This is a genomic window from Mannheimia haemolytica, assembly GCA_900638155.1.
In the GTDB taxonomy this organism is placed as follows: Bacteria; Pseudomonadota; Gammaproteobacteria; order Enterobacterales; family Pasteurellaceae; genus Mannheimia; species Mannheimia glucosida.
Window position 1 is genome coordinate 36,891 of record LR134495.1, and the last position, 19,061, is coordinate 55,951.

A 19,061-nucleotide genomic window follows, 5' to 3' on the forward strand; every position below is an offset into this window, starting at 1 on the left:
AGGATATGCAAAAATGGTTTGGTTCAAAAATGTGATGATCTATAAATTAACCAGCGAACTGGCGTTGGAAAGCAATCGCCTTAACGAGCTACTGCAAGAAACCCGCTTTACCCCTTGCAGCCAGCACGATATGAGCAAATTCGGCTGGGCTACGCCACTTGCCGGCTCGGATTTACTGCATTTCTCACAAGCGAACCAATTTTTGCTGATTTCACACAAAGAAGATAAATTATTACCTGCCAATGTAGTGAAAGCCGAAACCGAACAGCGAATTGCCGAACTGGAAGAAAAAGAGGCTCGCAAGCTAAAAAAAACCGAAAAACAAGCGGTGAAAGATCAGGTCGTTTCTGCCTTATTGCCACGAGCATTCAGCAAACATCAATTTACCGCACTTTGGTTGGATTTAGATAATCAGTTGGTTTATGTTGATGCAGCCTCAAGCAAACGGGCGGAAGATACGCTGGCGTTACTGCGAAAAACACTTGGCTCGTTGCCGGTTGTGCCAATTTCCTTTACCCTACCACCGACAGAGGTAATGACGAATTGGATCGCCAAAGGGCATACGCCAAGTTGGTTGAACTTGTTAGAAGAAGCAGAGCTGAAATCTTTCGATACCGACAGCATTATTCGCTGTAAACGCCAAGATTTAGAGGCAGAAGAAATCGCCCAGCACTTACAAGCGGGCAAATTTATCACAAAACTTGCGATTGAATGGGAAGGGCATTTCAGTTGCGTGTTAAATGAAGACGCCACGCTTTCACGCCTGAAGTTTGCCGATGAAGTGCGAGAGAAAAATGACGATATTCTCAAAGAAGATGTGGCTCAACGCTTTGATGCCGATTTCTTATTAATGACCGAAGAGCTGAAACTTTTCACCGAAAAAATGATTGCCGAATTTGGCGGAATTAAATCCAGAATTTAAGACAAAATTTAAGGAAAGCAATGTTAGCTCAAACCATTATCGACCAATATGACGCCTTGATTTTTGATATGGACGGCACATTAATTGACACGATGCCAAGCCACGCCAAGGCGTGGGAAAAGGTGGGCGAAGTGTTAGGCTACCCAATCAATCCAAAGCCAATGTACGAACTGAGTGGCTCAACCACTTTTGTGATTGCCCGAGAAATAATGCAACGCTCCAATATCCCCGAGCATTATTTTGAGCAAGTGGTACAACTAAAACGGGAATTTGGGATTGAAATGGTGTTAGCCAATGCCACTCTGTTGCCTGCCTTTGAGATTATTAAAGCTAACGTTGGCAAAAAACCAATGGCAATCGGCACAGGCTCACACCGTGCAATGGTGGAATTATTAGACCAAAAATTTAACTTACGTCAATATGTTTCGGTTATTGTAGATTCTGATGATGTAAGCAACCATAAGCCAGCCCCTGAAACCTTTTTAAAATGTGCGGAAAAACTTGGCATTGCCCCACACCGCTGTTTGGTGTTTGAAGATGCCAATTTAGGCGTGCAAGCCGCCCTCAACGGCAATATGGACGTGTTTGATGTACGTACGAATACGATAACTCACTCAACCCGTTAAAAATGATAGGTTTATATGAAAACAGAATGGATTAAACATTTAATTCAACAATTAACCACGCTTTCCAAAGCCATCGAAAACTACTTTACCAGCGGTTCATTTGGGGTGAAATTTTACCCTTTCCTAATGCACCCTTGTTTTCGCAAAAGCTGCGCCTTTTTAATTTTTATTATTGCAATGGTATCGAGCTTTAGCGGATTATTTTATTTGGTGGCGGAACACATCACGATTTTATTTAGCGAAAGATCACTCACTACCTACTTCCACCATAGTACCCTTGAATTGATGATTCCGGTCGGCACAATGATAGACGACAAAATCAGCCAACTATCGCCGCTTTCGGTGGTGATGCGTTCAATGTTTGTGCTACAAGCGGTGGTTTTTTTCTTTATTTATGCAATCGGCATCACTCACGTTACTCAAAATAAATTGCGGGTAATCGGCTTATTACTTTCGCTATGCTTTGCGATTGGCTGCTCACTGGTTGCAGGCATTCAGCCAAGCAGTCGTGGCGAATTCGGCATTTACAATTTAGGGGCAAGCATTACGTTTTTAATCGGCAATTTAACCCTGATCATCGCAGGTCTCGACCTCTACCACCCTGCACTGCAATTTTTTAAACGCTTTAGCATTGGTGCAGGCGTTCTTGGGGCAATCTGTATTTTAATCACAATTTTCCTGCCAACCCTGTTTAGCCCGTTAATTGAACGAGTAGGTATTTACACCATTATGCTGTGGGAAATCTTAGCCGGTTTTGCCATCATTAAACGCCTGTGGAAATTGCCCTCATTCAGACAACAAGGATAACCAATGAAACAGATTCCCTTTATTCAACGCTATTCGCAACTAATTGAGCTACCGACCATTTCCAGCCTTGTTGCCGAAGAAGATTTATCGAACCGCCGTTTGATTGAATTGCTTGCTACTTGGCTGGCAGATTTCGGCTTTAAAACCGAGATTTTAGCGGTAGAAGGCAGTCGCAATAAATACAACTTACTTGCCACCTATGGAGAGGGTGAAGGCGGATTATTATTGGCAGGGCATACCGACACAGTGCCGTTTGATGAAGGAAAATGGAGCTTCAACCCGTTTCAATTAACCGAAAAAGAAGGCAAACTCTACGGCTTAGGCACGGCAGATATGAAAGGCTTTTTCGCCTTTGTGGTGGAGGTGGTGAGCCAACTCGACCTAACTCAAATCAAAAAGCCAATTCGCATTCTTGCCACCGCCGATGAAGAAACCACAATGCTGGGGGCAAAAACCTTTGCGCAACATACCCATATCCGCCCGGATTGTGCCATTATCGGCGAGCCGACCTCGCTCAAGCCGATTCGAGCCCACAAAGGGCATATTGGCGAATCGGTTCGCATTACCGGCAGAAGCGGACACTCCAGCGACCCCGCCAAAGGCATTAATGCGATTGAGTTAATGCACCAATCTATCGGTTATTTAATGAAAATGCGTGATGAACTGCGAGAGAAATACCACAATCCGCTGTTCCAAGTCACCCACCCGACAATGAACTTCGGCAATATTCACGGCGGCGATGCGATTAACCGCATTTGTGCCTGCTGCGAATTGCAATTTGATATGCGACCTCTGCCGAATATGGCGGTACAAGATTTGTATGCAATGGTCAACGAGCATTTAAAACCGATGCTGGAACAATATGGCAATTTAATCGAAATCCGCCATTTACACGATGGCATTCCGGGCTACGAATGCGAACACTCGGCACAAATCGTGCAAGTGGTTGAAAAACTACTGGGCGAAAAATGCGATGCCGTCAATTACTGCACCGAAGCTCCTTTTATCCAACAACTCTGCCCAACGCTGGTGCTAGGCCCCGGCTCTATTGAACAAGCCCACCAACCCGATGAGTTTTTGGAAATGAAATATATTGAACCGACAAAAGAGCTATTAACTAAATTGATTTATCATTTTTGTGGATAAGATCAAAATCGGGGCAATTTCAATTGCCCCTACCTTGTACAAGCGGTTAAATCTGCCTGATTTTTTGCAAATAATTACCACTGATAACGATAATTCGCTAACACACTAAGTGGTTGTTTAAATTTGCTACCCGAAGTAATTGAAGCCTCTAAGCCTAAGCGGTGGTTTCTATTACCTGCGGTTAAACCTAATGCAGTTTGTACTCTGCCTTTATTTTCTGCCACATCAAATTGATATTGGTTCACTCGCACTTTTGCCTTATTCGCTTTTTCAGTAATCGCATTCACTTCCGCATAAGGTTGTACATTCCAGCCATTATTCAACGTAAAACTTTTTGCAACACGCACGCCAGCACGAGCAGTAAAGAGATTTAAACGGCTCTCATCAGCTTTTCCGTTAATGGTATGATAAGCAAGCTGAGCTTGTGGCGTAATACTCCAATCATTGCTTAGTGCAAAACGTTTTCCAATTTCACTTGAAAGGCTAACCGCATTGTATTTACGTTTTTCATCAACAAATTTAGCGGTTAAGAGTTCATATTTGGCAATATTATCCAGATACCAGCCTTGCTCATTTGCAAAAGTTGCGTATAACCCGACCGCTTGTGAACGTAATTTGCCTTTACTGTATTCGCCGTTAAAATCCACATCGGCACGGCTTGTACCTACAAATCCGCCTAAACGCAGATTATCATTAACAGCACGATCCGCCCCAACTTGTAAGCTGTGAGAATCCATCTCAAAACCTGAAGAACGGCTATCTACCGCTACATTTTGGGCTTTAGCTTCACTCCGGCTATTGGTATTTTTTACCCACACATTGCTAGATTTATCTGTTTTCAGCTCGCCTAAACGCTGATGAACCCCTTGCAGGTTTTGACTGAGTAATACGCCCTAAGCTTGGCGGAGAGAGACAAGAGCGTTCGATTTTTCGCTTAATGCTTTTAACACAGGTGCAACAATAGGTTGGCTAGGTTGTATTGGTTGAGGTTGTGTCGGTTGAACAACAACCGGCTGAGTTGGAACTACAGGTTTTGGCTGAACCGCTGGCTGAGTTGGTTCAGTAGATGCCGGTGTTACAGGCTTAGCAGGGAGCGTAGGCTGAGTAGGGTTATTTTTAACTGGTTCAGCTTGGCGGTTTGCCAATACCCAATTTGTTCCCTCTTTGTTTAAGCGGTAACGATACGCCCCAGCATCCACATATTCACGATCTTTTAAGCTAAATTGAGCTTGACCCGTTTGAGTTTCAACTAACGTAACTTTACCATTCGCAGCCTTTGGCTCATTTCCGCTGTCCTTAATGCCTAATGTGAAACGACCACTATCTTCGCCTTTTACCACAATTTTGTCGGATTGTTGGTTGGCGAGATCAGTATTGAGATCGAAATGACCGTTGCCGATTAAGTAATCCGTAATCGTCAAAGTTTGGAATTGATCGCCCGTTTTTTGCAATGAGGTTGTGGAATTTGCCATTGCTAGTCCATTTAAATGGCTATCACCATTTACCGTCCATTGACTGTTTTTCATTGTAAGATCAACATTAGTATTGGCTTGTGTATCAATGCGAATATCTAATTCGTTATCCTCATTTTCATCGGAAACATCTCTCATATTCACAACTCTACCTGAGATCTTACTGCTCTCAACATTCACTGTTGTAGAATAATCACGAGAAAGCGGTTCTGTAGCTTCATTGGTATTTACTGCCACAAATAATTCTCTACCGGTAACATTGCTATGGTTGATATTCACAACACTATGAGCAGAAGTATAATCTTCATTTTCTTTATACCAATACGCGTCCGAAAACACCGCATAATTCGCATTCACATTACTATGATTAATATCTATTTTTCCTGTACCTAAGCTAGCAGCCACAGTTAAAATATCATTCGTTAAATCAATAGTACCTTGATTAAACTCAATAGATGAGCCTGACTCTCCAACCTCTAATGCAAATTGCAATGCATTAGAGCCAGTAATATTTACATTTTCTAATACTACCTTTGCATTATCACGAGCTAAAACTCCCGATGATTCAGGCGATAATTCAATTTTATGATTTTTAGCTGTTACTGTTGAACTATCATTTGCCCAAATGCCAGTAGCATCTCTACTTTTTAATATAATATCTGCGGAAGTTGTCACATTACTTTCACCGGATACATCAATAGTTACCAGCAATGCTTTCTCATCTTCTGATTCTCCTGCTTGTAATCTAACACCTGAATCAATCTTAGCATTCGCATTTCTGATAGATACAACATTAGCATTGTGACGACCACTATTAGCAACGGTTGCTGTCGTGCCTGATGGGATATATAGGCTAGCTTTTCTTTTGTACTCTAATTCAGCAAGAGAAAAAAAGTCTTTATCAGAATTACCAATTCCAATTAAAGAATTAGAACCACGGATATTATCATCAGGTGAAGGTATATTTTGGTAGTGCTGAGGAGTAACCGAAGCCTCTAGATCATCATTGTGCTTACCTAATTTAGTAGAATTTAGATACCAATAATATTCGGTATTAGTCTTACCATCAGCTGTGGTAGTACCAGACTGTAATGTTGAATAATAACAATCGGAACTCACAGAACAAGTATGATTAACTAAATCTGCATAAGCATATTGTCCTGCTAATGCAAGACTTAATGCACTTAATTTAAATAATGCTGTCTTTTTCATATCGTTTATTCCTATTTTATTAATAAAACAAGCGGTCAAATTTCCCTAAAAACTTGCAAATTAACGAAATAAGGCGAACACTAAGGTTCGCCTTATCAATTACTGTGCATAACTAAACACTTTTACCACTTTGGTTACGCCACCTACATTACGGGCGGCTTCGGCAGCGGCATCAGCTTGGTTTTGGCTGACTTTGCCCATTAAAAACACTTCGCCGTTTTCGGTGACTACTTTCACTTCGGTGGCTTTTACTTCGCCGTTTACCAGAAGTTTGGATTTCACTTGGGTGGTAATCCAGCTGTCTTGTGTAATCTGCCCAAAGCCGATTTTTTCGCCTTGTCGGATTTCGTTGTAAATTTCAGTCACACCTTCTGCCCCTGCAGCGAGGTTTTTCGCATTTTCCACTACGTCCATACTTGGTGCTTGCCCAATTAATAACACTTTGCCGTTGTAAGCGACTACATTAATGCGGGCTTCTTGTTTGATTTGCTCGTCTTTATTAATGTTGTAGGCGACTTTTTCTTCTAAAATTTCATCATCAACTTGCGTGCCGGTAGTGCGTGGGTCTGTCGCCACTTTTGTCGCAACCGCAGCGGAAGTCACCACTGCTGTAGTAATACAACCTTGTAAAGAGATAAAGCCTAATACTAATAGGCTGCCCTTTAATAGTTTATTTGCTAATTTGTTCATAATCTCTCCTTACGAGAACAGTAAATGGTCGATAAGTTCGCATAATAAATTTACATAAAAGTGATGGCTTTCAATCACCCTGAGTTCATTAGTCGAAGGGGCTGAAATTTCAATATCACTTTCGTCTAATAAGCCAAGTGTGTGGTCGTTATTACTGCCTGTTAGTGCAATAATATCTAAATCTAAATGTTGATTTTTCGCCGTATGAATAGCTTGCAATATACATTCTTCATTACCCACAGGCGAAAAAACAATGAAGAGATCACCCTCTTTTGCAACCGCCTGCAACTGTTTTTTATAAACAGCCTCTAACTCGTTATCTTGTGCCACAACCCCTGCAAATACACCGCTTAATTGCAGTTGTACGGCAGCAAAACTCGGTCTTGCCAGTTCATAACGGTGAAGTAAGTGGCTGACCAATAATTCGGCATTACCATAAGAGCGACCGTGCCCGCATACAATGACTTTATCGCCACGCAACAAACAGGCAACAATGCGGTTTGCCGCTTCGCTTAATTTAGCCGGCAATAGCTCAGCGGCGGAAATTTGGGTTTGAATACTTTCGGTAAATCTATCTTGGATTTTATTTAACATTCTATCTAACCTAAAAAGTTAGGAATCCACACAGGCGTTTGGTTTCCTTCAAAAGCAACCACATCAAAACGGCAATTTGCGGTTTCTAAACTTTGGTTTTGTTTAAGCAACCACATATTAGCAGCATTTTGCCATTTTTGTTGCTTGCGGTAATCAATACTCTCAACGGCTGAACCGAAGCGGTTGCTTTTACGCTGGCGAACTTCTACAAACACAACGGTTTGTCCGTCTTGCATAATCAGATCCAGTTCGCCACCTTTAAATGCTTGGTTAGCGGCAACAAAACGAAGCCCTTGCTGTTCTAAAAACACTCGGGCTTTTTGTTCATAAAACGAGCCTTGTTCCCGTTTATTAATAAGCTTGTTGAATAGCTCCATTGCGATATTGCATCCAAGATAAACTACGTTCAATATTACAATGTTGTCCGGCTTTTAACTCACCGGTTAAACCTGAAATTTTGTAGCCCGGAATATGGCGGAATTCATTGAATTTGGTTGCCAATGACCACGCATCAGCCCCCATTGCGTATAAACGCATCATTGAGAAATCGCTATTGGCTAAATTCTCGGCTTTTTTATATTCACTAGAACTTTGATCAGCTAACAGTGGCACTTCACTAAATTTTACCCCTTCCATTGAAGTGTAAAAATCAATGCCGTTATTTGGCGAATTACTGCGAGATGAGGTATAGATCGCTAAACGATCTTTTAAGGTTGAGCTATCAATACCTTGTTTAATTTCTAATACTTGCTCGGCATTCCCCAAAATATATAAAGCTGCTTTGCTCACGCCTGCATTTTGAATAGCGGCAACGGCATCAAGCGGTTGGTTGTAATAACGCACATCGGCATCGCTATTGGTAAGCTGACGCCAGCGTTTGGCAAAGGCTTCTGCCGAGCGGTTGCCGTAGTCATCTTGAGGGGCGGCAACGATAGCGACACTATTACCGTCTTGATAAATTTTTTCCGCCCCTGATTGTGCCTCAGATTCAGGAGATAAACCGTAGTAACACACCTGAGCAATATTACGCACATTTTCAGTGGCATTCAGTGCCAAAATATTCACGTTTTGGATTTCTGGGCTAAGTAGCATTTCATCAACACGAGATTTGAGCAATGGCCCGACAATCACATTTGCCCCTTGCTGTTTTGCCTGTGAAATTAAGGAATTAACATCAGATGAATCGGTATCAAAAGTTTGCACTGCGGTTGGGTCATCAGCCTTAGCATCATTAAAACCACGCTTGATAATATCACCCAAAATTTTTGCATCACTACTTAAAGGCAATAGCAATGCGACACTGTTTAACTGGGTTTGTTGGAAATTATTCACCCCTTGTAATTCCGTTGGCATTACGGCAACCGCACTATGGCTCGGGTATTGGGCTTTCCAATTATTAATTGCTTGTGGCATTTGTGCCGGTGTCGTCACATTTTGATTATAGATATTAATTAATGCCAACCAACCAGCAAGCTCCATCTCACCCGCTTCAGGCACAGTTTTTTCCAGCATTCCTCGATTTGCATCACGCAAGGTTTGCCAAATAATATCGTTATTTTCTTGGCGTTCACGGTTCATTTTATAGAAATTGTTAAGTTGCGATCTTGCACGCACAATGCCAATCACATCTTTCTGATTGGCAGCAATACGGGCTTGGGTTTGAATATAACGCAAACGCTGTGCCGAACTTAGCGGATCTTGAATGGCTTTTAATTGGCTTGTTGCTTGCTCGTTTTTCCCTTGTAAGGCGGCAAGCTGAGCGGAAACCAAAGCATACTCTAACTTTTGCACCTCGCTCATCTCTGCGGTCAGAATTTCACTAAAAGTGTTTTGTGCTTCATATTCCTTATTTTCATCAATTAATTTGCGTACCGCTAAAAGTTGATACGAAATTTTATCTTCCGCTTCTTTGGTTTGATCTGCTTTATTAATATAGAATTCCGAGCTTGAATAGGCTTCATTTTTAATGGATTCGGTGACAGGATTTACCGATGTACAGGCAGAAATGAATAATGCAATCGCCGTTGGCACCAATGCCTTTTTCATTGTATGGTTTAAAATAGTTGCCATTGTCAGATCCTCAATAGAATATAATGTGCTAAATTTAATGTGAAATCTTACTTATCAAACGAGCTAAAAGCAAATGAAAAACAGACAAAATTCATCTGAAATCAACCCAAATTACGGAATTTTATATATTGTTGCCACGCCTATCGGCAATTTAGGCGATATTACCCAACGGGCATTAGACACCCTAGCATCTGTCGATTTAGTCGCCGCCGAAGACACCCGCCACAGCGGTTTATTGCTAAGCCACTACGGCATTAAAAAACCGTTTTTCGCCTTGCACGACCATAATGAACAGCAGAAAGCGGTCGTTTTAGTCGAAAAATTAGCAAAAGGTGAAAATATCGCCCTAATTTCCGATGCCGGCACGCCACTGATTAGCGATCCCGGCTTTCATCTTGTCCGCCATTGCCGCCAAGCAGGGGTAAAAGTTGTGCCGATTCCCGGTGCTTGTGCCGCTGTTACCGCATTATGTGCTTCAGGCATTGCTTCAGACCGTTTTTGTTTTGAAGGGTTCTTACCGGCAAAAACAAAATCCCGCTGCGATAAACTTACCGAGCTTGAAAACGAGCCTCGCACGCTGATTTTTTATGAATCTACCCACCGCATTTTAGACACCCTTGCCGATATGCAGACTGTTTTTGGCGAAGATCGCTATGTGGTGATGGCAAGGGAAATCACGAAAACGTGGGAAACCATTTACGGTGATCAACTAGGTAACTTAATCGGCTGGCTGAAGGAAGACAGTAACCGCATTAAAGGCGAGATTGTGCTGGTGGTTGAAGGCAAACCACAAAGTAGTGAGGAAGCCTTTTCCGGACAAGCAATCAAATTGCTGGCATTACTCTGCCAAGAACTCCCGCTTAAAAAAGCCTCTGCCATTGTGGCAGAAACCTTTGGCTATAAGAAAAATGCGTTGTATCAATATGGATTGGAGCATTTTGAGTAACAGACAAGCGGTCAGATTTTGTGAGTTTTTTGCAGATTGGCACTCCCCTCTCTCTGAAAAATGTTTCTGAACGAAACATTTCCCGGTCTCAATACTCGCTACGCTCGCTCCTTCGGAGCCGTTGGCAAAGCCAACGTTCAAATGTAAACATTTGTCCCATAAGGGGAGAGAGCTAAATTATTCGCTTGTCGACCCCTCTCCACTCGTGGGAGAGGGACAGATTCTTCTTCGTTCAGAAGAAAAATCAGGGAGAGGGGGAAGTTTCTCGCACTAAATTCCGATAAGCATACGCCATAATCGCAAACATCAACAGCAAGTAAAGCGGTAATAATTGAATGCTGATGGCATTAGCGATAAAGCCGAAAATCGGTGGCAATAACAGCACGCCAATATAGGCACTTGCCATTTGCACGCCGATCACCGATTGTGATTTGTCCTCGCCGAAAAACGCAGGGGTAGAATGAATTAAGCACGGGAAAATCGGGGCACAGCCCAGCCCGATGATAATTAAACTTGCCAGCGTAACATATTTGCCTAGCGGTAAGCATAGTATGGCAATGCCGACTAAGATCAAGGCTGAACCGAGTTTAATCATTTGTCTGTTGCTAAATTTAAGCGTCAAGAAGCCACTTACGCCTCTGCCAACAGTAATGCCGATAAAGAAAATACTGCCGAACGCAGCCGCTTGCTCTAAACTAACATCTTTGACCATCACAAAATAACTACTCGCCCACAGTCCGGCGGTTTGTTCTACGCCACAATAGCCAAAAAACGCTAAAATGCCATATTTCACGCCCGGAATTTTTAGCGTTTCTTTTAAGCTCATCGGTTTTGCCGAATGGTTGATTTCAGCGATAGTCTGCTTACGTGATTTCCAAAAAGGCATTGAGCAAAACAGCATTAGCGTTAGCCCGATTTGTAACATTGAAATGGTGAAATAGCCTGCCTCCCAGCCTCGCCCTTGCAATAAGGCGTAGCCTAAAATGTGCGGCCCGATAGAAGCTCCAACGCCCCACATACAATGCAGCCAGCTCATATGGCGGCTGGCGTAGTGAACTGCTACATAGTTATTCAACGCCGCATCAACCGCTCCAGCCCCTAAGCCGTAAGGAATTGCCCATAAACATAAGATCCAGAAAGAATCACTGATTGAAAAGCCCCATAATGCTAACGCGGTTAAGGCAACGCTAATGACCATTACTTTGCCTGTGCCGAGATGGTAGGTCAGTTTGTCCGACATTAAGCTAGAGGTAATAGTGCCAATCGACATAATCATCGAGACCACACCTGCATAGGAAAGCGGAACAGCAAGCTGTTGGTGCATTGACGGCCACGCCGAGCCTAAAATTGCATCAGGCAACCCAAGGCTGATAAAAGAGAGGTAAATAATAGCGAGCAGGAGGTTAGTCATAGCTTACAAGCGGTTACATTTCTCAAATTTTTTGCAAAAAAATGGCTTAAGGAGACCTTAAGCCAAATTTCATTATTTCACTTCTGCCAAATAGGCTTTGTTGGCACGGTCAAAGGTGTCTAACACGGCTTTGCTTGGCATTGGCGTGATAAGTGATACCACAATGATCATTAGGGTAGCAGCAATAAAGCCCGGGATCATCGAGTAAATTTCCGGTAAGGCGAGCTTAAGTGTAATATCGCCCCAGAAATGCACGATTAACGCACCGGTCAGCATTCCGGCAATCGCCCCAAAACCGTTCATACGTTTCCAAAATAGTGAAAGCAAGACCACAGGCCCGAATGCCGAGCCGAAACCTGCCCACGCATTACGCACTAAGCCAAATACTTTGCTGTCCGGGTCTTGGGCGATATAAATAGCTAATGCTGCCACCGCAAGCACCATCAAGCGGCTTAACCAAACCAGTTCTTTATCAGAGGCTTGAGGGCGTAAAATGCCTTTGTATAAATCTTCGGTAATCGCACTTGAACAAATCAGTAATTGAGCGGAAAGGGTACTCATTACCGCAGCAAGAATGGCAGATAATAAAATGCCGGCTACCCAAGGGTTAAATAACAATTTAGCTAATTCAATGAAAATTTGTTCCGGGTTTTTGCTGATATTACCAACTTGCTCCGGGTGTCCAAAGAAATATGCCATACCAAAATAACCAATACCGATTGCACCTAATAAGCAAATCACCATCCAAGTCATACTGATACGGCGTGCATTTTCAAGAGACTTCACACTTTCTGCCGCCATAAAACGCACCACAATATGCGGTTGTCCGAAATAACCCAGCCCCCACGCCATTAAGCTGATAATGCCTAATACGCTGGTGCCGGTGAAAATGTCGTTGTAGTCTTTTTGTGCCATCTCGCCTGCACGATCAATTAAGGCTTGCATTTCATCAAAACCACCTAAGTTATACATCACAAAAAACGGGGTAAGAATCAGGGCAAAAACCATTAATGAAGCTTGAATAGTATCCGTCCAACTTACTGCTAAGAAACCACCAATAAAGGTGTAAAGAATGGTAGCAACAGCCCCATACCAAATTGCTTGGTGGTAAGGTAAGCCAAATAAGTTTTCAAATACTCTCGCACCGGCCACGACGCCCGATGCACAATAAATTGCAAAAAAGAGTAAAAAAATGACCGCTGATAAAATCTTAATTAAACGGGTTTTATCGCCAAAACGATTGTGGAAGTATTCGGGTAAGGTTAAGGCATCGCCACTGTGTTCCGTGTGAGAGCGTAATCTGCCTGCGACTAATTTCCAGTTTAGATAAGCACCGATAGTTAAACCGATAGCAATCCAGCCTTCTATCAAACCGCCTGCATAAACGGCTCCGGGTAATCCCATCAGCAACCAGCCGGACATATCTGATGCACCGGCAGAAAGTGCGGTCACAAAGCTACCTAAACGGCGACCGCCTAAAATATAGTCTGAAAGGTTATTGGTAACACGATAGGCAATAAAGCCGATGGCAATCATTCCTAGAATATAGACAACAAACATAATTGTTGTTGGATCAAGACCAAACATTATTAATGAATCCTCAAGATTTCTTATTGTATAAAGATTAAAGTGAGTAAAGGATAAAAGATTACCTGAAATAATCAAAATGGCAACACAAAATTACCGTCCGCCCAGCTCAGCTGAAATTTTTTCTGCTGTTTCTTGAATAGCCGGTAGTAGATTTTCCCGCCCCAGCTGATTTAAACGAGCAGTTGAAAGCGAAACAGAAATCGCATAATGGACTTTTTGTTGGTGATCAAAAATCGGGCAAGCAATACAAGAAACCCCTAATTCATTTTCTTCGTTATCCATTGCAAAACCTTGACGGCGAATGGTTTCCAGCTCGGTTTGCATTCCGTCAATCGTGGTGATGGTATTGACCGTCAGTTTTTGAATGATGTCCGATTTAGTCTGCCAATATTGTGGAATGTAATCTGCCGAACCATAAGCAAGAAACAGTTTTCCCATTCCCGAGCAATAGAGTTGCATTTGTTGCCCGATATAGGCTCGGGTACGCATCATTCCGGTGGTTGCTTCCAATTTATTGATTAAAATGGCGTGATCGTTTTCCCGCATCGCAAAATTTACCGTCTCGCCTAAGCTTAAATTTAGGGCTTCTAAATGTGGGGCAGCGATATGCAAAATGTTAATCGAACTTAAGGCTCGCTGCCCGATTGCCAAACATTTAGTGGTTAAGCGATAACTGCCCGCGGTCGGTGCGGGGCGGACATAGCCCTCTTGTTGTAGGCCTTGTAGCAAGCGATGAACCGTGCTTTTGTTCAGCCCCGAAAGCTCGGCTAAATGGGCAAGCGGACAGCCGTTTGGGAATTTCGCTAACAATTCCAATAGTGTTAAGCCACGAATTAAACTTTGATTTCCACTCGATTCCTTTTCTTTCTTTGCATTCATTTGGCTACTCCCAAAATAATATGATCTAACGGCATATCCCAACTCTTAATCGGTAATTGTTCGACTTGCTGACATTCGTGTGCCAAACCGACACTAATCAGATGCGGTGCTTGAGCAAGGGTTCTATCATAAAAGCCACCACCCATTCCCAGCCGATTTCCGGCTTTATCACAAGCGACAAGCGGGGTAAAAATTATCTCTAATTCTTGCAACGGAATGATATTCCTAACATCTAACACCGGCTCTTGAATCCCCAAGCGGTTAAATTTTAAAGATGTTTTGCAATTGTAATTTAAAAACAATAATTGACCGCTTGTAAAAGGGTGAAGCAACGGCAGATATAGCTTCTTGCCCTGTTGAAGTAATTGTTCCATTAAAGGCAGAGGTGAAATTTCACCGTTAAAAGGCAAATAAAACGCAATATGTGAGGCTTGGTAAGATTCAATCAATGAAAGGGCTTGAGGAATAATAGATTCGGCTGCTTGAGTTTGCTGACCGGCAGTTAAACTTTGCCGTTTAAGCCGCATTGATTGCCGTAATTGGCTACGAAGATCGGTTAAAGATGATTGATTCATATAAAGACCCGAGATGCCGCTACCAGTAATGGTCCTTGAACCAGTCGGTTCAAGGGAGTCAAACTTAACTGCTTTTAGGCTTCTTACTCCTAATTAAATTAGGGTAAGCCTGCTCACCAGCGTTAGATGTCCAACTCAAAGTTTCAAATTATCGGCTCAGGGACGTAACTCGTAACGCACACCCCAGGCAAGACTTATAGTAACGGAATTTGATGATTTTTCCTAGTATTTAATACCACAAAATGCAAATTCTCAATCTTTTTGGCTTTATTCCTAATCAATTTGATTAAAAATTACCTAATTAGATTGGAATTTACCAAGCGAATTATCTAACTGCTCAATACAAGCGACCAACACATTTTTATTTTCTGCATTTTGGCGTTGGGCTTGTTCCAGTTCATAATTTAAATTCAATGCCACAATCGCTAACACTTTTTCAAGCTGAATAATGCCGGACTGCTCTTTCAATACCGCCACACGCTCTTCCAAACGCTGTGCTGAAGCCAGTAAATGCTCTTGCTGTTCAACAGGGCATTGCAAGCGTAAAACCTGCCCAAAAATCTGTAGTTCGATATTATTTGCCGACATAAATACGAAATCCTCACTTAATCGCAAAATTTTTGCTATATTATGCCATTCTTTAGCAAAATCACAAATAATCCCATTATGGCTATCACAGATTCCCAACAATTTAAACAACTGGTATCACAATTACAGATTGATGACACACCGGCAGAGTTTCACGGTTTTTTATGCGGTTTAATTGCCGGCGGTATTCAAGATGAATCTTGGAAAACCCTCACCTACCAATTTACCAATGACGGACACGCATTTTCCATCGAGCCGTTAAACACTTTAACCGATTTTTATCAGCAATTAACTGAAAGCTTTTCTGAAGCCAACACGCTGTTTAGTCTTTGGTTGCCACAAAACGAAGAAGATGGTTTTGCTTTGGCTGATGGTATCTCCGAATGGACAAACAGTTTCTTACTCGGGCTTGGTGTTGCTCAACCTAAATTACAACAAGAAACCGATGAGGTTGGCGAGGCGATTGATGATTTAGATGAAATCGCCAAACTAGGCTACAGTGACGATGATAATAACGAGGAACTGCTGGAAGCAGGCGAAGAAGTGTTGGAATATCTGCGTGTTTTAGCCTTGTTCTTACACAGTCATTTTGCTTTAGGCGTGCCGAAAACAGAAGAAAAGCCACAATTACATTAATACAAGCGGTTCAATTTTACTAAAATTTTGCAAATGTATTATTAAGGGCGAAAAATATTTTCGCCCTACGAATATCAAAGGAAAAACCAATGTCTCAACTTAAAAATGATCGCTATTTAAAAGCCCTTTTGCGTGAACCGGTGGATATGACCCCAGTTTGGATGATGCGTCAAGCCGGGCGTTACTTGCCGGAATATAAAGCCACCCGAGCAGAAGCCGGCGATTTTATGTCGCTCTGCCGCAACGCTGATTTAGCGTGTGAAGTGACCTTACAACCGCTACGCCGTTATGAACTCGATGCTGCTATCCTATTTTCCGATATTTTAACTGTGCCTGATGCAATGGGTTTAGGTTTAAGTTTTGGTGCTGGAGAAGGCCCGAAATTTGCCCGCCCGGTGGCAAGCCTCAATGATGTCAATCAGCTACCGATTCCTGATCCGGAAGACGAGTTGCAATATGTAATGAATGCGGTGCGTATCATTCGCCGAGAATTGAAAGGCGAAGTGCCATTAATTGGTTTTTCAGGCAGCCCTTGGACACTCGCCACCTATATGGTCGAAGGCGGTTCAAGCAAAGCATTTACCAAAATCAAAAAAATGCTCTATGCCGAACCACACATTCTGCACAAGTTGCTGGATAAGTTAGCCGACAGTGTGATTTTATACTTAAACGCCCAAATCAAAGCCGGTGCTCAAGCAGTGATGGTGTTCGACACTTGGGGCGGTGTATTGGCTCACGAGGATTATAAAGCCTTCTCATTACACTATATGCACAAAATTGTGGACGGTTTAATTCGAGAAAATGAAGGACGTAAAGTGCCTGTTACGCTATTTACCAAAGGCGGTGGCTTATGGTTAGAAGCGATTGCAGACACCGGCTGCGATGCGGTTGGCTTAGATTGGACGGTGGATATTGCCGATGCTCGCCGCCGTGTTGGCAACAAAGTTGCGTTGCAAGGCAATATGGATCCTAGCGTGCTGTATGCAAGCCCTGAACGAATCGAACAAGAAGTGAAAAACATTCTTGCCGGTTTTGGTAACGGCAGCGGACACGTCTTTAATCTTGGACACGGTATTCACTTAGATGTACCGGTGGAAAGCCCGAAAGTGTTTGTTGATGCGATTCACAACTACTCGAAGCAGTATCATAAATAATGGATAAAATGCCCTCTCCCCTTGTGGGAGAGGGACAGATTTTTCTTTGTTCAGAAGAAAAATCAGGGAGAGGGGCAAGCGGTCATTTTTATACAGAATTTTGCAAAATCGTTCCCTTCTCTCTGAAAAATAAAGAAGGAAATACAATGAGAAACCCGATTCATAAACGCATGGAACGTTTCGAGCCTTGGCAAAACACCACCTTTATGGCGTGCCTATGCGAAAGAATGTACCCTAACTATCAGCTTTTTTGTGAAGTAACCGAACAGCCTGAAAAAGCTAAGGTATTCCAAAATATTTTAAATTTAGTCTGGGAATATTTAACCATAAAAGGGGCAAAAATTAATTTCGATAACCAACTGGAAAAATTAGAAGAAATCATTCCTGATGTGAACGAATATGCGTTTTTTGGTGTCTTACCTGCACAGGAAGCTTGCGAAGCCCTTTCTGAACTTCTTCACAGTATTATCGCTGGTTCAACCCTTGAACAAGCAATCCGCATCAGCCAAATTTCATTAGGCACAGTTGCCAGCTATTTGGAAATGCAACAAGATAAAGAACTGAACGAGCAAGAGCTAAAGAATTCTGAAGAAATTCAAGAAGAACTGGACGTACAGTGGCAAATATACCGCTTGCTAAACGAATGTGAAAAACGTGATCTTGATCTCATTTTTGAACTTAAAGATGAAATCAGAAGCAGCGGGATTAGTAATATCGGGTTAAATATTAACCAATAGCATTGATATTTGCAAAATCTTGCTTAATAATACTTTGAGAAATCTTAACTTTGAATTAAGCTATCGCAAGGTTTCAATAACTTCTCAGACGTTTTACGTCATTTATTAAAAACACATATCTTAGAGGATAAAACTATGAACAAAACTGAGTTAATCGATGCTATCGCCGCTGGTGCAAACTTAACCAAGAAAGATGCTAAAGCAGCATTAGAAGCAACTCTTGATGCAATCTCTGCAAGCTTAAAAGCAGGCGACGCTGTTCAATTAATCGGCTTCGGTACTTTTAAAGTAAATGAGCGTAAAGCACGTACTGGTCGTAACCCAAAAACTGGTGAAGAGATCAAAATTGCAGCAGCTAAAGTACCTGCATTCGTTTCAGGTAAAGCATTAAAAGATTTAGTAAAATAATTCTTTAAAGATATAAAAATAAAGCCTGGATTATAATCCAGGCTTTATTTTTAGCGTGTTTCGATAGCTACAGAGAAACTAAAAAGCACTATTTGCTTTCAATCGCTTTTTTCATTTCTTCAACTTTTGTTTCTGTCTCAACTTTCACTTCTGCTGCCTTCTCAGCTACTGCCTTTTTAGCTTCTTCTGCTTTATCTGCTGTTGCTTGAGTCGCATCACTTGCTGCTGCTTTTAGTTCTTCCACTTTAGCTTCAGTTGTGGTTTTTAACTCAGCGGCTTTCTCTGCCACTGCCTTTTTTGCCTCTTCTGTTTTATCTGCTGTTGCTTGAGCTGCATCATTTGCTGCCGCTTTCAACTCTTCAACCTTCGCTTCAGTAGCCGATTTAACTTCTGCAGCTTTTTCAGCTACAGCTTCTTTTACTTCAACCGCTTTGTCTGTAGTTGATTGCGCGGCTTCTTTTGCCTGATCACAAGCAGCAAGTGCCATAGTTGTACCTAACACTAATAATGATAAAAATGATTTTTTCATACCGAGTTCCTTAAATAAACTAAAAATAACGCACTTTGTAATAAAGTGCGTTTACTTAGGCAGAAAAAT

The 19,061-nt window shown here is 42.2% G+C and carries 21 protein-coding genes and 1 other RNA gene; 9 read left to right on the plus strand and 13 right to left on the minus strand.

Annotation, left to right across the window (positions count from 1 at the left end):
• Nucleotides 1-13 precede the first annotated feature (13 nt).
• Genes rdgC through argE form a run of 4 tightly spaced genes read left to right on the plus strand, consistent with a single transcriptional unit; the run spans nt 14 to nt 3,501 of the window.
• Nucleotides 14-922: a recombination-associated protein RdgC gene (rdgC, locus tag EL242_RS00200; RefSeq protein ID WP_126301049.1), complete on the plus strand. Its 909-nt coding sequence runs from the start codon at nt 14-16 to the stop codon at nt 920-922.
• A 20-nt stretch (nt 923-942) separates the two neighbouring features.
• Entirely contained in the window at nt 943-1,548 is a 606-nt protein-coding gene (locus EL242_RS00205; protein ID WP_126301050.1) for a beta-phosphoglucomutase family hydrolase, read from the plus strand.
• Nucleotides 1,549-1,563: 15 nt separating this feature from the next.
• Nucleotides 1,564-2,355, plus strand: a complete 792-nt coding sequence (locus EL242_RS00210; protein ID WP_126301051.1) for a DUF998 domain-containing protein — start codon at nt 1,564-1,566, stop codon at nt 2,353-2,355.
• Between the two features lie 3 nt (nt 2,356-2,358).
• Complete coding sequence (argE, locus tag EL242_RS00215; RefSeq protein ID WP_126301052.1) at nt 2,359-3,501, plus strand: acetylornithine deacetylase; 1,143 nt, start codon at nt 2,359-2,361, stop codon at nt 3,499-3,501.
• A 74-nt stretch (nt 3,502-3,575) separates the two neighbouring features.
• Here the strand turns inward: argE and EL242_RS00220 are convergent, their stop codons facing one another.
• From EL242_RS00220 to EL242_RS00245, 6 genes are all read right to left on the minus strand, one after another.
• Entirely contained in the window at nt 3,576-4,373 is a 798-nt protein-coding gene (locus EL242_RS00220; RefSeq protein ID WP_126301053.1) for an autotransporter outer membrane beta-barrel domain-containing protein, read from the minus strand.
• A 21-nt stretch (nt 4,374-4,394) separates the two neighbouring features.
• Nucleotides 4,395-6,185, minus strand: coding sequence for a pertactin-like passenger domain-containing protein (locus tag EL242_RS00225; RefSeq protein WP_126301054.1), 1,791 nt, complete (start codon nt 6,183-6,185; stop codon nt 4,395-4,397).
• Between the two features lie 99 nt (nt 6,186-6,284).
• The gene (gene dolP / locus EL242_RS00230) at nt 6,285-6,875 is read right to left on the minus strand and encodes a division/outer membrane stress-associated lipid-binding lipoprotein (protein WP_044426780.1); all 591 of its coding nucleotides are present in this window, start codon (nt 6,873-6,875) and stop codon (nt 6,285-6,287) included.
• A 9-nt stretch (nt 6,876-6,884) separates the two neighbouring features.
• Nucleotides 6,885-7,469: an SIS domain-containing protein gene (locus EL242_RS00235; protein ID WP_126301055.1), complete on the minus strand. Its 585-nt coding sequence runs from the start codon at nt 7,467-7,469 to the stop codon at nt 6,885-6,887.
• A 5-nt stretch (nt 7,470-7,474) separates the two neighbouring features.
• A complete protein-coding gene (locus EL242_RS00240) occupies nt 7,475-7,846 on the minus strand; it encodes a YraN family protein (RefSeq protein WP_006250860.1) in 372 nt (123 codons plus the stop codon).
• A complete protein-coding gene (locus tag EL242_RS00245; protein WP_126301056.1) occupies nt 7,821-9,539 on the minus strand; it encodes a penicillin-binding protein activator in 1,719 nt (572 codons plus the stop codon). The genes EL242_RS00240 and EL242_RS00245 overlap by 26 nt, the downstream gene beginning before the upstream one ends.
• A gap of 73 nt (nt 9,540-9,612) precedes the next feature.
• On the opposite strand from EL242_RS00245, the gene rsmI reads away from it, so the two are divergent.
• Nucleotides 9,613-10,485, plus strand: coding sequence for a 16S rRNA (cytidine(1402)-2'-O)-methyltransferase (gene rsmI, locus EL242_RS00250; protein ID WP_126301057.1), 873 nt, complete (start codon nt 9,613-9,615; stop codon nt 10,483-10,485).
• A gap of 244 nt (nt 10,486-10,729) precedes the next feature.
• Here rsmI and EL242_RS00260 read toward each other — a convergent pair whose 3' ends face one another.
• From EL242_RS00260 to EL242_RS00285, 6 genes are all read right to left on the minus strand, one after another.
• On the minus strand, nt 10,730-11,896 hold the full coding sequence (locus tag EL242_RS00260; RefSeq protein ID WP_126301059.1) for an MFS transporter: 1,167 nt from the start codon (nt 11,894-11,896) through the stop codon (nt 10,730-10,732).
• A 72-nt stretch (nt 11,897-11,968) separates the two neighbouring features.
• The gene (gene putP / locus EL242_RS00265; RefSeq protein ID WP_006250857.1) at nt 11,969-13,483 is read right to left on the minus strand and encodes a sodium/proline symporter PutP; all 1,515 of its coding nucleotides are present in this window, start codon (nt 13,481-13,483) and stop codon (nt 11,969-11,971) included.
• Nucleotides 13,484-13,576: 93 nt separating this feature from the next.
• Nucleotides 13,577-14,365, minus strand: a complete 789-nt coding sequence (locus EL242_RS00270; RefSeq protein ID WP_126301060.1) for an IclR family transcriptional regulator — start codon at nt 14,363-14,365, stop codon at nt 13,577-13,579.
• A complete protein-coding gene (locus tag EL242_RS00275) occupies nt 14,362-14,940 on the minus strand; it encodes a 5-formyltetrahydrofolate cyclo-ligase (RefSeq protein ID WP_126301061.1) in 579 nt (192 codons plus the stop codon). Before EL242_RS00275 ends, EL242_RS00270 begins: the two co-directional genes overlap by 4 nt.
• Nucleotide 14,941: 1 nt before the next feature.
• Nucleotides 14,942-15,133, minus strand: a non-coding RNA gene (gene ssrS / locus EL242_RS00280) — 6S RNA.
• Between the two features lie 104 nt (nt 15,134-15,237).
• Nucleotides 15,238-15,528, minus strand: coding sequence for a cell division protein ZapA (locus tag EL242_RS00285; protein WP_006250856.1), 291 nt, complete (start codon nt 15,526-15,528; stop codon nt 15,238-15,240).
• Nucleotides 15,529-15,606: 78 nt separating this feature from the next.
• Here EL242_RS00285 and EL242_RS00290 point away from each other — a divergent pair, with 78 nt between their 5' ends.
• The 4 genes from EL242_RS00290 (at nt 15,607) to EL242_RS00305 (ending at nt 18,463) form a co-directional block, all read left to right on the plus strand.
• Nucleotides 15,607-16,164 carry a UPF0149 family protein gene (locus tag EL242_RS00290; RefSeq protein ID WP_126301062.1) on the plus strand — a complete coding sequence of 186 codons (558 nt, stop codon included), beginning with the start codon at nt 15,607-15,609 and terminating at the stop codon, nt 16,162-16,164.
• An 89-nt stretch (nt 16,165-16,253) separates the two neighbouring features.
• Complete coding sequence (hemE, locus tag EL242_RS00295) at nt 16,254-17,318, plus strand: uroporphyrinogen decarboxylase (protein ID WP_126301063.1); 1,065 nt, start codon at nt 16,254-16,256, stop codon at nt 17,316-17,318.
• A gap of 146 nt (nt 17,319-17,464) precedes the next feature.
• Nucleotides 17,465-18,055, plus strand: coding sequence for a YjaG family protein (locus EL242_RS00300; RefSeq protein WP_006250347.1), 591 nt, complete (start codon nt 17,465-17,467; stop codon nt 18,053-18,055).
• Nucleotides 18,056-18,172: 117 nt separating this feature from the next.
• A complete protein-coding gene (locus EL242_RS00305) occupies nt 18,173-18,463 on the plus strand; it encodes an HU family DNA-binding protein (RefSeq protein ID WP_226318009.1) in 291 nt (96 codons plus the stop codon).
• 88 nt (nt 18,464-18,551) lie between these two features.
• Here the strand turns inward: EL242_RS00305 and EL242_RS00310 are convergent, their stop codons facing one another.
• Nucleotides 18,552-18,992: a hypothetical protein gene (locus tag EL242_RS00310; protein ID WP_126301064.1), complete on the minus strand. Its 441-nt coding sequence runs from the start codon at nt 18,990-18,992 to the stop codon at nt 18,552-18,554.
• Nucleotides 18,993-19,061: the final 69 nt, after the last annotated feature.